The organism is Streptomyces sp. NPDC033966 (genome assembly GCF_055575955.1).
Genome location: NZ_JBVIRQ010000009.1, coordinates 224,574 through 238,860 on the forward strand (window position 1 = coordinate 224,574; position 14,287 = coordinate 238,860).

A 14,287-nucleotide genomic window follows, 5' to 3' on the forward strand; every position below is an offset into this window, starting at 1 on the left:
GGCGGGCCATGCGGGTCCTCGTACTGGGTGAATTCCGAGCCGACCGGCTCGTCCCCCTACTGCATCGGGCCGGCGCCGACGTCGTCGTCCTCGGCTTCGTCGAGCTGGAGACGTTCCTCGGGCCCGACACCGTCTGTGGAATCCTCCCGGCCGACCTGACCGACGGGGGTCTGCGCGCGATCCTCGACCACTACAACGCCGACATCGCCATCCCGAACCCAGGGCTGATCGGCCAAGAACGCATGCTCCCGGTATACGCGCGGGTGGCTCGCGGCCACAACGGCGTCGGCAGGCACTTCCCGGTCCACTCACCCGAGTTCGCCGTGCTGGCGACCGACAAGGTGGAGCTTCACCGCACCGCCGGCCGACGCGGATGGCCGGTCCCGGCCGGCACCGTCTGCGCGGAACCGTCCCGCCTGCTCGACGCTTCCGCTCTCGGGCTGCCCGCCCTGGTCAAAGAGGCCCGCAGCGAGTCCCATGCCGGGCGGTACTACGTGACCGACGAGGAAGACCTGGAGCGAGTCGCCCGTGCGGTCTCCTATCCAGTCCTTTTTCAACAGGCGGTGTCAGGCCAGGAGTTCGGCGTCGAACTGTTCTCCGGGCCCACCCACACCACAGCCTGGCCCGTGGCGTCCCTCGGCCCCCTCGACAGCGGCTGCAACCCCGGCCGCCGGATCCGGGTCGCACCGGCGACACTGCCCGACCGGGCCCGCTGCGCACTGGGCACGGCCATTCGCGACATCACGGCCACCTACCGGCCCGCCGGCCCATGGCAGATCGACTTCGCCGTCTCCCCTCACGGACAGATCCATCTCATCGAGGTGAACGGACGATTCGGAGGCGTGTCCAACATGAGCTGGGCCAGCACCGACGTCGACCCCCACGCCGTGCACGTGGCCGCCGCGCTGGGCAGCTTCCCCCGTCGGTCACCGCGCGCCAAGCGCGTCGCACTCGAACTGCCGGTGGCCAACGACATCTCGCTTCCCGCCCCGCCGGCAGGCATCGGACTGAAAGCGTTCCGAGGCAACCCCGCCAACCGCGGACCGTGCACATCAGGGTTCCACCGCGCGGTGCTGCAGGTCCCCGAGGAGCGGGCACAAGCCGCACGGTCATGGCTGCTCGCACTTCCCGACGACGCCTTGTACGAGAAGACGACGGCGGCCGCGCAGTTGGCCATCGGCGTCAGCAGCCTCACACGCGGCCAGAACCTGCTTCCCTGACCAGACTCCTCAGGTGTGACGCCGAAGGCGCAACACCGGCGTCGGCGTCCGCGTGACGGACGACGGCGCGCGACTCACGCCATGGCGACCTCGTACCAGGCCCCGCCCGCGACCGGATCCGGATCGAAATCGAAACGCGGCCCCGACCGGCGACCGAGCGCGACCAGGGCGACCGATGTCGTCGACCACCACCTGCCCCGCCGCATCTCGCCCGCCTGCACCAGGCAGGAGGAGCCGGCGGCAGGTTCAGCGTCCGCCCCGGCCACAGCCAGCCAGGCGCCCCAGGCCGCGGCCGTGTCCCCGGTTCCCGGTTCCGGGCGCGGCACAGCCTCCAGACGCCGGCGGGCGCGCTCAACGCGAGCCAGCGACCGCTCGCTCCCCACCGACGGCACCTCGGCGCGCCTACCCAGGCCGACCAGACCGTCCTCCGCGACCGCATGCATCCCGGACGTGAGCTCGTACGTCGTCAGCGTCTGCCCGCACCAGCTCATCACCCGTGCCCCCGCCCAGTCCGCGTACACGAGGTGGAAGGGGTCGTAGCGCTCCAGATCAAGACCTTCGAGGCTGCCCGTTCTCGTCATCGTGAGCGGCACATCGCCCCGGGACCTGCGTGAAGCCGCCCGAGCAGGCGCCCCTGCCCCATTGAGCAGACAAGCCAGGCGCTGTCCACGTCCCTCACCATGCGCGGCGCCGACCGGGGTACCCCGGTCCAGCGCAAGCCATGTACCCCCCGCCAGAAGGTCCAGGCCGCCCCAAACCGCACGCTGTGAAGGCCAGTGTGCTCCTGGCAGTCGCCACGCCCGGTCGCGGTACCCGTCCCTGACAAACAGAACCAGAACCGGCCAGCGCGACGACGGCTCCATGCTGATGAACGCGATGCACACCTGGGGCCCCCTCAAGAAGGTTGGTGCGACCGATGGCGGTGTGGAAGGCCGGACCTTCCACATCCTGTTGGGCGAACAGGCGCTGTACACCGATCTCGGCCTGAAGTGATGCGAGACCAGCTTCGCCGATTGCTGGACGCGACGGACCTGCCTGGCCTGTCTCTGGGGATCACGCCGTCGCAGTACGCGTCCAGGCCGTGCCCGGAGTCGAGCCGCTCGGCCAGCTTGCCCGGCTCTTCCGTGCGTCGCGTCCGAGGGCTCAGGCGTGGCTTTCGCCGATCGAGTGACAGGACGGCTCTCCGGCCCACGGCACGGTCCAAGGAGACGCGGTGCACCCGAACGAGCGCGTCACGCACCACACGTGCCGCACCGCCGGTTGGCCCATCCGCTGATCGTTTCTGCGGTGAAAGCCGAGCCGCAGCCGGGTGAGTCGCGCTCCCGGGGCCTGTCCGCGGGGTTCTCGGCACGGCTACAACCCACGCGTGGCGCGGTGAGCGCCGGTCGCATCACAGTCAGTTCCGCGCGCCACCGTGTCCGGCGGCGCGCCCGTTCGTGTTCGGAGGCACACCATGAGCAATCCCGCTCGCATGGCATCGAGTACCAGGACGCCCTCGCTCCGCCGCCGCTACCTCGCCTGGGCGGCGGGCGCCGTCCTTGCATCCGCGCTCCTCGGCCTGGCGCCGATGGCGCCGCCCGCGTTCGCGTTCACCGGTGGGAACCACGAGCGGATCACGCGCGAGGCGCTCGACGGCTTCGACCCGGTGTCGCTGGACTTGCTCGCCAACGCCAAGACCGGTGCGATCGTCGCCGATGACCAGGGCGCCTACTTCGACCTGGGTCCGATGCACTGCGACAACGCCGACTTCCTCCAGACCGGCCCGCGTGACGCGCCCTACCCGCGTACCCGCGAGCAGGCCACCGACGAGCTCCTGGCGTGCGTCGGGAGCTCCGTCGCCCGGTTCAAAAGGGCCCTGTCCCTCGCCGACGGCCTCGTCGATCCGGACGGCCGTGTCAGGGCCAACCAGGTCGACCTGTTCGCGCCGTGTGACTTCAACGACCGCGACGAGGGCACGGCCAAGTGCAACGTCCTCGAACACCTCGGCCGGGGATGGCATCCCATCGAGGACTTCTACTCGCACAGCAACTACGCCGACGAACAGGACCCGACCCGGCGCGTCGGCGTGACCAACCCCGTTGGGTTGCGCCGCACCACCGTGGCCCCCTTCTTCGACATCCGCCGCTACAGCACCCTGGGGACGAACGCCTGGCGGACCGAGGCGGCCCGCTCGATCCCGCGGGATCTGACCACGGGCTGCTACAAGGACTTCCAGTCCGACTACACCCTGGCCGACTGCACCGGACGCGTCATGCACGACCAGACCCTGGCCAAGGACGCCGCCGGCTCACCGCGGTCCCTCATCGGTGACAACTTCAACAAGGCACGCACCTTGGCCACACGTGACATCGCGCGCCAGTGGGAGTCGTTCCGGGCCGCACTTCTCGAACGGTACGCGGCCAACAACCGGGGCTCCGTCATGGTGTGTGCGATCACGCACGACCACCCCGACCGGGACTGCTGAGGCGGTCGTCCGTCCGGCCGGGGCCGCTGCCTGCCCCGGCCCACGGGTCCTTGCTGAAAGGTTCCCTCAACGTGACCTCAAATAAGCCTTGTTGGTGGTCACACCATGGCGAGCCGGGCAGACTACTGGGCTGTGCGGGTGGTCATGTCCATTGCAGGAACGATCAAGCTCCGGTCGATCCTTCTCCGCGTCGGACGGGTGTGGAACTTTGACGCTGCAAGTCCACAAACCCACCGAGACACTCAGGAGGTGTTCGGCAAATGGTGACCGCACCAGTGCTCTGGAACAACGACAAGGCGTACCTGTTCGACGGCGGGAACTACTACCGCTACGACGTCACCAACGACAAGGTCGACCCCGGCTACCCGATGCGCATCGCCGACAACTGGACGGGCCTGTTCCCCTCCCGCGTCGACGCCGGCGTGGTGTGGAACAACGGCAAGGCCTACTTCTTCCGCGGCACCGAGTACGTCCGCTTCGACATGGCGACCGACAAGGTCGACGAGGGCTACCCGAAGAAGATCGCCACCCACTGGAAGGGGCTGTTCCCGGATCACATCGACGCCGCCGTGATGTGGAACAACGGCAAGGCGTACTTCTTCCGCGGTTCCGAGTACGTCCGTTACGACATCGCGGCGGACAAGGTCGACGACGGGTACCCGAAGCCGATCGCCGGCAACTGGCCCGGCCTCTGGGAGTCGGACCTCGACGGCGGCGTGGTGTGGAACAACGGCAAGGCGTACTTCTTCCGCGGTTCCGAGTACGTCCGTTACGACATCGCGGCGGACAAGGTCGACGACGGGTACCCCAAGCCGATCGCCGGCAACTGGCCCGGCCTCCCCTAAGCGAGGCTCCAGCGGTGCCCGGGTATCGGCAACGCCGGCCGGTGGCCGTGGCCGACGGAAACCCGTCGGCCACGGCCACCGGCCGCGGACGGCCTCGTGTTCGGCCAGGCGAGTGGTCCTCCCCGCCGCAAAAACGATCACGTCCCCGAGGGATCGGGAATCCAGTGGTCGGCTGGGGTACGCAGCGGCCGGTGGGGCCACTCGCAGCTGTTGTCGCCGCCCGGGGCCTGCCGGTGCCCGAGCTCACCTCGAAGGGGTTCGCCTGTGGAGACCAGCCGACGAGAAGTACTGCGGACCGGGGCGGCCGTCGTGGCCGCCGGAAGCCTGATCGGGCTCGGCGGCGGGGGCGCGGCCGCCGCCCGTCCTCTCTTCGCGGGCGAGGGTGTCGAGCCGGCGGCGTGGCGTGAACTGAGGCGGAGCCTCAGTCCGGGCGCCGGTCTCTACCGCCCGGGGGGTGCGGAGTACGCAGCACGGGCGACGCCCGACAACCAACGCTACGCATCCGTCCGCCCGGCCGGTGTCCTCGCCTGCGCGACCGAGGGCGACGTGGCGACCGCGATCCGGTGGTGCGCCGGGCACGGCGTGCCCTTCGCGCCTCGCTCCGGGGGGCACAACTACGCGGGCTACTCCACCACTCCCGGACTGGTGATCAGTCTGCGCGCGCTGAAGGAGGTGGTTCCACAAGGGCAGCGGCTGCGTCTGGGGGGCGGCGCCACGAACTCGGACGTGTACGCGGCCCGTGCGGCCAACCTGTACTTCCCCGGTGGGCGTTGCCCGGAAGTGGGCGTCGCCGGGCTGACCCTCGGCGGCGGGCTCGGGTTCAACGACCGTAAGTGGGGTCTGACCTGCGACCGGCTCACCGAGACCCGGGTCGTGCTTGCCGACGGGACGCTGGTACGGGCGGCCGACGACGAGAACGCCGACCTGTTCTGGGCCTGCCGGGGCGGAGCCGGCGGCAACTTCGGCATCAACACCGGCTTCGTCTTCGACGCCGTGTCCGTCGCCCGGCTGCGCGCCACCGTCTTCGACCTGACGTTCGCACTGGACGCGGGCGTCCAGGTGATGGAAGAACTGCGCCACATCCTCGACGCGGACCGCGACAACGACTTCGACGTCCGGGCCGGCTTCAAGCACGCCGGCGACGGCACCACCACGCTCTGGCTCCTCGGGCAGCGGCTCGGCGATGAGCACGCCCTGCGACGCCTGTTCACCCCCCTTCTGCGGCTGCGACCGACGCGGACCTTCATCGAGGAACGCGGATTCTGGCACGCGCAGGACTACCTCATGGAACCCCTCGGAGCGAAGGAAGCCTACGCCTCCAAGTCCCTCGTCCCCGACCAGTGGCCCACCCCCGACTCGGTGGCCGCCATCGCCGACTGGACACGCGGCTGGCAGCCCGGACCCGGACGGGCCACCGGTTACGTGACCCTGTTCGCCATGGGCGGCGACAGCGCCGCGCCCCGTCCGGACGAGACGGCCTACCCGCACCGCGCCGCGACCTTCGTGATCGACATCGGCACCCACTGGAAGCCCGGCACCCCGCCCTCCGAGGTACGCGCCCTGCTGGAACAGGCGGGCACCGCCCATGACATGCTCCGCCGCCGCCTCTCCACCGGCGCGGCCTACGTCAACTTCCCCGACCCGGACCTGCACGACTGGCAGCACGCCTACTACGGCCGCAACTACGACCGCCTGGTCGCCGTCAAGCGACGCTACGACCCCGCCGGTCTGTTCCGCTACCGACAAGCCGTCGGCCGTCCCCGAGTCTGATACCGCCGGCCTTGCTGTATGGCGGGTGCCGTCCGGTTCGACGGCTGGGTGAATCGCGACCTGCGAGGCCGCTACCGCCCGGACGGCGGGCATTCGGGCGACGGCGAAACGATCAGGCGGGTGATTCCTCCGACGCCCCCCTCGATGTCACCTCGCGTGCTGCGATCATTCCGCACCGTGGTGACGTGGGCTGTCTGGGGCTGCCCACGGTGACAGGAGGGCCTGGCTTCCATGCATGGTGACTTCCCACGGCTCAGGCGGACGCTTTCACTGTGGTGCGGCATCGGTGCCGTGCTCGGAGGTTCGCTCGGCCCGGCCGCTCAGAGCGCGCACGCGCTCACTGCGGAATTCCAAGAACGTGCTACTACGTGTGCAGCCCCGGGGCCGGTCGCACACGCGTCCGCCGGCCTCGACTTCGGTGGAAGGGAGCTCAGTTCGGCGAGTGCCGGCCGCACGGCGGCCGCCATCACGGCCGCGCTGACCGCCGGGCCACTCCCCGCCGGGGCCCGGGTGGCGGGGAGCCGGGTACTGCTCCCCGACGGCCAGGGGTCTTTCACGATCGGCGTGGAGCCCGCACGCATGCCGGGCACGCTTGCCTACGCGCCGGTGGCGACCGCGCACTTTCTCGGGCCGAGCGCGGCCGTGGTACGGGTCTCCGACCGGGCGACGGCCGACCTGATCCGGCTGGCGGTCGCCGCCCGGCTCACGGAGGTGGCGGCGATCGTCTCCGACAGGTCGCAGAACCGGCGGCTCGACGTCACGAGCGGACTGAACGAGGGTGTGCTCACCACCGCCGACAGCGCCGGCCGCATCCCGCTCAGTCCCAGGGACCTCGGCCGGATCACAGTCCTGAAGGTCCTCGGCGACCAACTCCCCACCGCCACGGCCCGGGTGAAGTCGACCGCGCTCGGTTCCGCCGTCGCGATGGGCCTGCTCGACGAGGAACCGGCCCGCCCCGTGCACCGTATGGAAGGCAACGCGCCGCTGGTCGGCACGGCCGCCGCGGCGGCGCGGGCCGCCTCCGTCCGCGCGCTGTCGCCCGGTTCCGCGACCGCTCTCGACAAGGTGCTCGAACTGGCCCGCCAGGCCGGCTCACAGGCGGCCCTGGAGGACATCCGCGCCGAACGGGACTGCGAGCGCCGCGTCCTGCGCGAACAAGCCGACGGCGTGATCGCCCAGCGAACGACCGCGGACGCCGAGCTGACGAAGTCCCTGAACGCGCGTGATGCGCAGCTGCCGGTCGTTCCCCACGTGATCGTCGGCGGCGGCTGGGCGGCCACGGTCGACTACCTCACGCTGCCCCCGGTCGCGAGCGCCGGCGCCGACGTGCCGCCCGTCCTGACGGTGGCCGCGGGCTACGGAGTGGTGAACGATCTCGGGGACTTCCGCCTCACCCAGCCCGCGATGGACAACGAGCTGCCGGGTGCCCCCTTCCAGCCCGCTGACTTCGCCGAGGACCGCAACGACTTCGTGATGTCCACCGCCTTCGGGCGGGCGGTCGGTGTGGCCCGGGCCCTGGCCGGCATGCCCACGTACCAGGCGAACGTCACCGGCATCGAAGCCCGGCCGGACGGGTCGGGCGCGGCCGACTGGCCTGCCGGAGCCCGGTACCGCCTGACGACCGGCGACCGGCGGACCCTGTACGCCCGCTCACTGGACCTGGCCACCGGTCTCGGCCCGCCCAGGATCCCGCAGGCGGCCGGCGACCAGCTGGCCGGCCGGACCTTCGTCGATCCGGGTACGGGCTACCAAGTGGCATTCGGCCCGGCCGGTGACACGCGGGTCCTCGATCCCCAGGGCGAGCCGTACACCGGGCAGTTGCCCGCGAACGCAAGCTGGCTGCTCGGCGTGCAGAACGTCGAGGGCACACCGAAGAGGCTGTACGAGCCCTTCCTGCTCGATCCCCAGGGCCGGCCCACCGAGCGCCGCGTGATCGACCCCGAGTCCCGTCACTCGGTGGATCCGCAGACCCGTACGGTCCACGCCCCGGACGGAACGGCCGTCGACCCGGAGACTCTGGATCCGGACCTGCGAGCCCGGCTCGGCTTCCGGCCCGAGGGCTACCGTGACCCCCGGTTCGTCACCGACCCGGACTCGTCGTACTCGGTCCACCCGGTGACCGGCGCCGTCATCGTGACCGCGAGCGGTGAGCCTGTCGACCGCACCACCCTCCCACCGCAGACGCTGAGCCGCCTCGACGGCCTCGTCCGGGCACACCGGGTCCAGTACGGCGGCCAGAACACCAGCGCCAGCTACCGTCCGGACGACGACCTGCTCGTGGTCGGCGGCGGCGCGGGCGGCGCCTCCGAGGTCGAACAGGCCCACTACGTCACCCGTCAGGTCACCTGGGGCGCCCGCCCGGCGCGACTCGCCGCCGACTACCCGAAGGGCCCGGAAGGCGCCCTGGACCCGAAGGGGCTGCGCGCCGAATGGGATGCGGCCACCCCGGCCCGGAAGGCGGAGATCCAGAGGGACCTCACCTTCGTCAGCGGCGGCTTCAACCGGCGCAACACCCTGCCGTCGATCGGGGCCTTCTCCCTGCCGGTCTGGGAGCCGACCCTGCGTACGACCGACCTGCCCGTCACCATCCGGTACACCACCACCGGCCGCTTCGGCACGACCGATCTCCAGGGCCGCCCCTCCACCTTCAGCCGTATCGTCTACACCATCGGTCAGGAGGCCGACTACCCCGGCGGCGCGGCCGCACTGCTGGGCTCCGGCACCCGGCTGGTCGCCGTGCTCGGACCGGACGGCACGGAGGTCAACGGCCTCAGCGACGCGCCGGGCACGCTGCGGGTCCTGGGTGCGGCCAGTGTCACTCGCGGCGTTCTGCGGCTGACCGGTGCGGACCAGCCCGTACTGACCGACAAGATCAAGGCACAGGCGGACGTCCTGCCGCCGGACGCCCGCACCATCGACCCCAGCATCCGCTACCACGCCGGGCGGATCGCGGAGATGAACCGCGCCTTCCGGCAATGAGCGATGGGGAACGGTGGTGGAGCGAGGATGTTCCGCCACCGTTCCGGTCGGCGCCGACACGACTGCGCGGGACTCCGGCTGGCCCGAGCCCGCGCACACCCATGTCGACACCCTGCGCTACATCGACTCCGCCGGCCGCATCCGCACCTCGCCGCCTCCGGTGACGATGTACCCGGAGGGAGCCTTTGGCCTCCAGGATCAGCGGGGCGTGGGTGTTGGTCAGGTCACCGTACTGATCGCCTGCGGGTCGGCCCCTTCACCGTGACGACCTGGTGCTTGAGGCCGGAGGGAAGCGCAAAAACGTTGAGTCTGAACCGGACTCACCGACACGTTCGGGCGTGCTTGCCTCGCTGGTTCAATTCGTGCTGATACTGGCCGACGTGACCGAGAACAGCGCTGCGGCGCCCGCCGATCCGTTCGAGAGCAAGTTCGTCACCGGAACCTCCGGGGATATTATCGTGGCATCCAGAGGAAAAGGCGGCAAATATACCGAGCACCTTCGAGTGAAGGTGTCGAAGAATGCCAGGGAGCCCGAGCACACATGCACCGACGTGCGCTTCCACAACAATACGCAGGCGGTGGTGATGTGCGGCGACAGCAAGGCTGTCGTCGATCTCGGAACGCCGGGGTCCGCCGACACCCTCGGTTCCTCGCGGCTGCGCTGGCACATGGGGGAACACGGCACCAACGAGCATGCGGTCGAGCTGATTCCCGGCCCGTACATGGTGTCCGCCTCCAGCGGCGGCAGGGGCTACGGGCTCGAAGTCCGCAAGCTCAACGCTGACGGGAGCGCCACGCTCGTACAGAAGTGCTCCCTCGCTTCCGGTCACGCGCTGAAGTGGGACAGGAAGCGGAACCTGCTGTGGGCGTTGGGATCGAGCGTGTTCCCCCAGACTTGGGAGTACCGGGATCCGAAGGAGAAGCTGGACCCTTACTGGACCTGTGAGGAGTCGGAGCACGTCTATGGGGTGTTGTGCGCCTACCCGCTGCGCGAGGGGCACGAGCGACCCCTCGGCCACCCCATGGTCTTCCCGCTCCCGGACTCACAGGAACTGCCCGGGTCCGAGAACCCGAAGCACGGCAACTACGGCTGGCGGGAGGGGCCCCATGACTTCGCCCCGGTCCCCCGTCAGGACACGTTCCTGGTGTCCACCGACATGCATTCCTTCGTCTTCGACATCGGCGAGGCGATGCGGTTGGGGGCGTCCTCCAAGGCGGAGATGAAGAAACTCTTCGTACCGGCCGAGCAGAGCCTGCTCGAAGGTTTCGAGTCGCCGATGGAATTCGATGAATTCAAGGCCGTCAGCATCCATTCCAATGGGGATGTCCTGATCTGTCAGGCGAGGATGACGCCGCCGGTTCCCGAAACGGCGCCGGTGGAGACGGAGTACACGCCCGACTACGTCTCGTCCTGGCTCACCGTCTTCCGGCCGAGCACGAAAGAGCACTTCTACCTGAAGCCGCCGGCCTACACGTACAAGGCGCGCTGGCATGAGGAGCCCGCCGGCTGGGAAGGGATCACGCTCCCGTAGCAGTGAGGGCGTGCAGCCCCCACGGGCACCTGAGGACAACCGCGGGTGACCGCACCCCGCCTCCCAGCCAGTGCCCGAGGATGAGGTACGGGCTGACGCAGACCACAGCCATCAGCAGGATCACGAAAGGGTAGCCGCCCGCCCGCTCGAGTCCGGCACGTCCTCGAAGTGCATGTCGTGGATGGTTCCCACCAGCGTCGGTGCGATCAGGATGGCGGCCCAGCCAGATGAGGAGCACGAGCCGTGACAGGTGCGGCCGGAACACGTGACACCCAGCAGAGCCAGGACCAACCCCTCGAGGACCTCGGGTCCGGCGTCGGGACCGGTCCGACGGTCAACAGCTATGACGAGTGGTCGCCCCTGAAGGAGGTCGTACTGGGCTCGGGCCTGAACCATGACGCGCACGAACTCGACCTCTCCTTCCGTCTGTTCTTCCATGACGAGGCGCACGGGGCCTTCTACAGCCCCGCGTACGGAGCACCGGGCGCGGTCAGCGTCCGCCGGGAGGTGAAGAAGAGATACGTGGAGGAGCTGAACGAGGACATCGAGGGCATGGCGGACGCCCTGCGCCAGGGCGGTGTCACGGTGCACCGGCCCATGCCGCTGACGGCGGCCGGTTCGGTGCGGACGCCCGCCTGGGATGCCGGAGTGATGCCTGCGCTGAACGTCCGTGACCAGACGCTCGTCCTGGGCGGGGAGATCATCGAGACCCCGCCCCAGGTCCGTGCCCGCTACTTCGAATCGCACCATCTCAAGCCGCTGTTCTACGAGTACTTCCAGCGGGGCGCGAGATGGACGGTGATGCCGCGCCCGGTCATGACGGACCGCTCCTTCGACACCTCGTACGTCAGCGGCTCGACCACCGCGTCCATGCAGTACATCGCCGACCCGCACCCCTCGCAGCTGGACGTCGGCACGGAGATGATGATCGATGCCGCGCAGTGCGTGCGCTTCGGGCAGGACGTCCTGGTCAACGTCTCCACGCAGAACCATCAACTGGGCTTCGAGTGGCTGCAGCGGCACACCGCCGGCCGCTTCCGGCTGCACCGCGTGTACCGGCTCGCCGACAACCACCTCGACAGCATCGTGCTGGCCCTGCGGCCCGGTGTCCTGCTGGTGCGGGACCCCTCGTTCGTGCCCCGGCTGCCGGAGCCGTTGCGCCGCTGGAAGATCATTTTCCCGCCGAAGCCGGACCTGAACTCGTTCCCTGACTACGAGGCCGACGACCTCGTCCTGACCAGCCCGTTCATCGACCTCAACGTGCTCTCGCTCTCCCCGGACACTGTCATGGTCAACGCGCTCTGCCCGGAACTGATCCGCACGCTGGAGGAGCACGGCTTTACCGTGGTGCCGGTCCGTCACCGGCACCGCCGACTGTTCGGCGGAGGCTTCCACTGCTTCACCCTGGACACCGTCCGCGAGGGGTCCGGTCCCGAGAACTACTTCGACTGACGGGTGGGGGCGGGCCACAACAGTGAACCCGAGCCCGAGGCCGCGCGATTGGCGCGGCCCTTCGGCGCTGGACACCGCGGCCCCGGACGACCGCCGCCCCGGCCTCGCCACCGCTACGCGTCGGGGCCCGGCCGAGCTGCTCGGGCGCGGAGCAGTGCGTTCCCCGGGTGCGGATACCTGAGGGCCATATACCGACGATCGAATTCCGGTAGCGGGCGGCAAGGCGGGAAGCCGGGGTGACGGCGGCTTCCGGCCGTGCGGCTGCCCGGCATAGGCCATTCCGCCGCGCACCGCCGTTTTTTACAAGAACGTCGGCCGCCGCTGGGCAATGATCGCTCCGCCACCGATCCGGTGATGACCAACATGCTTCTGAGCAGGGGGAATTCCGGCATGTCCGTAAACATTCGCACCACCGTACGACGTACCGCGGCCTGGCGCCGCGCCCTGGCCGCCACCGCCGTTCTCGCATCGACCGGGTCGATCCTCGCCCTCACTCCGGCGCCCGCGCAGGCCGCGTTGCCGGCCCAGTCGATCGCCGACCCGGTGCACTACTGGAACGACGTGCTGCAGGAGGCCTTCCGCAGGACGGGCGGCGGGCCCGTGCCGATGGCGAGGGCGGCGGCGATGATGAACGCCGCGATCTACGACGCGGAGAGCTCGTACCAGCTCAAGTGGAAGGGGCGGATGACCTCCGCCGCCTACATCAAGGCCGAGAGCTACGCCGGCATCTCCGAGGGACCCGACGAGGAGGAGCGGGTCATCGGCCGCACCGCCTACAACATCCTGCTCAACCTGTACGGGCTGAACCGGCCCAACAAGGAGACGACGGTCGACCTGACCTCCTTCCTGGACCAGAGATTCACCCAGCGTTTCGGCACCTCACCCACCGCCTTCGACCTCGTGGACGTCACCGTCGTCAACAAGATGGTCACCCAGATGATGACCGAGCGGGCGGGCGACGGATCGGACAACCAACAGCTCTACACGCTGAACAATGAGCCCGGAGCATGGCGGCCCACCAGCTATCCCGACATGGTGGACGGCAAGTGCGACGACGTCTCCGACGCCGTCAATCCGTTCTGGGGACAGGTCAGGCCCTTCTCGCTGACCTCGGGCTCGCAATTCCGCCCCACCCGCCTCGGCCAGTTCGCGACCTACGCGAACCTGGTCGCCAGCCCCGAGTACAAGGCTCAGGTCGAGGCCGTACGGACGGCCGGCGCGGCCGCACCCACCGCGGCGACCCCGGTGATCAACCGGACCCCGGACCAGGTGAACGCCGCCTGGTTCTGGGCCAACGACAACGACGGCACGTACAAGCCGCCGGGCCAGATGCTCCAGGCCACACGCGAGGTCTCCAAGGCGCGAGGACTCACCGTCTACCAGAACGCCCGGCTCTTCGCGCTCGTCTCGATCGCGCTCGCCGATACGGGGATAGCCGTCCGCGATGCGAAGTTCGCCACCCCGATCGACCTGTGGCGCCCGGTCTCCGCGATCCGCGAGGGCGGCCTCGATCCGCAGTGGAAGCCCCTCCTGAAGAACAACGCCGGCGTCAACGCCAACCCCTGCTTCCCCGCCTACGTCTCCGGCCACGCCTCCTTCGGTGCCGCCTGGGCCGGAATTATGAAGCGGTACTTCGGCAGCGACAACCTCGCCTTCGACCTCACCACCGACGAACCGCTCGCCCCGGTCAAGACCCGGCACTTCACCAGCTTCAGTGCTGCCGCGAAGGAGGACGCCGACAGCCGGATCTGGCTCGGTGTCCACTTCCCGTGGGACGCCGCCGACGGCCTCACTCTCGGCGACCAGATAGCGAATCAGGTGTTCACCACCCAGCTCCGCACCTTGTGACGCGGGGCCGCGGGGGCGGGCCCTGTCCCGCCCTCCGGCGCTTCCGGACTACCGCTTCTCGCTCTCGGAGCCGGCGCGCGCGACCGCAGCCGCGGTGTGGCTCGCCGCGCGCCAGCGCTGAGAAGGGCCGGGCGTAAGGGAACCGTCATTCTTTCGGCATGGCGAACAGGCACCTGA

At 69.7% G+C, this 14,287-nt stretch carries 10 protein-coding genes; 9 read left to right on the plus strand and 1 reads right to left on the minus strand.

What is annotated here, in order from left to right; translation table 11 throughout:
- Positions 1–8: 8 nt before the first annotated feature.
- Complete coding sequence (locus ACZ518_RS25550; protein WP_469115308.1) at positions 9–1,220, plus strand: ATP-grasp domain-containing protein; 1,212 nt, start codon at positions 9–11, stop codon at positions 1,218–1,220.
- 74 nt (positions 1,221–1,294) lie between these two features.
- On the opposite strand, the gene ACZ518_RS25555 is transcribed toward ACZ518_RS25550, so the two are convergent.
- A complete protein-coding gene (locus tag ACZ518_RS25555; protein ID WP_469115453.1) occupies positions 1,295–2,083 on the minus strand; it encodes an NRDE family protein in 789 nt (262 codons plus the stop codon).
- Between ACZ518_RS25555 and ACZ518_RS25560 the strand changes: the two genes are divergently transcribed.
- The 8 genes from ACZ518_RS25560 to ACZ518_RS25595 all read left to right on the plus strand — a co-directional run bounded on the left by ACZ518_RS25560 (position 2,082) and on the right by ACZ518_RS25595 (position 14,110).
- On the plus strand, positions 2,082–2,213 hold the full coding sequence (locus ACZ518_RS25560) for a hypothetical protein (protein WP_469115309.1): 132 nt from the start codon (positions 2,082–2,084) through the stop codon (positions 2,211–2,213). The two genes, ACZ518_RS25555 and ACZ518_RS25560, sit on opposite strands and share 2 nt — an antisense overlap.
- 478 nt (positions 2,214–2,691) lie before the next feature.
- The gene (locus ACZ518_RS25565; protein WP_469115310.1) at positions 2,692–3,684 is read left to right on the plus strand and encodes a CinY protein; all 993 of its coding nucleotides are present in this window, start codon (positions 2,692–2,694) and stop codon (positions 3,682–3,684) included.
- 260 nt (positions 3,685–3,944) lie between these two features.
- On the plus strand, positions 3,945–4,529 hold the full coding sequence (locus ACZ518_RS25570) for a hemopexin repeat-containing protein (protein WP_469115311.1): 585 nt from the start codon (positions 3,945–3,947) through the stop codon (positions 4,527–4,529).
- A gap of 264 nt (positions 4,530–4,793) precedes the next feature.
- On the plus strand, positions 4,794–6,299 hold the full coding sequence (locus ACZ518_RS25575; RefSeq protein WP_469115312.1) for an FAD-binding oxidoreductase: 1,506 nt from the start codon (positions 4,794–4,796) through the stop codon (positions 6,297–6,299).
- A 579-nt stretch (positions 6,300–6,878) separates the two neighbouring features.
- Positions 6,879–9,278 (plus strand): hypothetical protein, encoded by a 2,400-nt coding sequence (locus ACZ518_RS25580; protein ID WP_469115313.1) that lies wholly within the window; start codon positions 6,879–6,881, stop codon positions 9,276–9,278.
- 380 nt (positions 9,279–9,658) lie between these two features.
- Positions 9,659–10,810, plus strand: coding sequence for a hypothetical protein (locus tag ACZ518_RS25585; protein ID WP_469115314.1), 1,152 nt, complete (start codon positions 9,659–9,661; stop codon positions 10,808–10,810).
- 243 nt (positions 10,811–11,053) lie between these two features.
- Positions 11,054–12,262 (plus strand): glycine amidinotransferase, encoded by a 1,209-nt coding sequence (locus ACZ518_RS25590; protein WP_469115315.1) that lies wholly within the window; start codon positions 11,054–11,056, stop codon positions 12,260–12,262.
- Positions 12,263–12,652: 390 nt separating this feature from the next.
- A complete protein-coding gene (locus ACZ518_RS25595; RefSeq protein WP_469115316.1) occupies positions 12,653–14,110 on the plus strand; it encodes a vanadium-dependent haloperoxidase in 1,458 nt (485 codons plus the stop codon).
- Positions 14,111–14,287 lie beyond the last annotated feature (177 nt).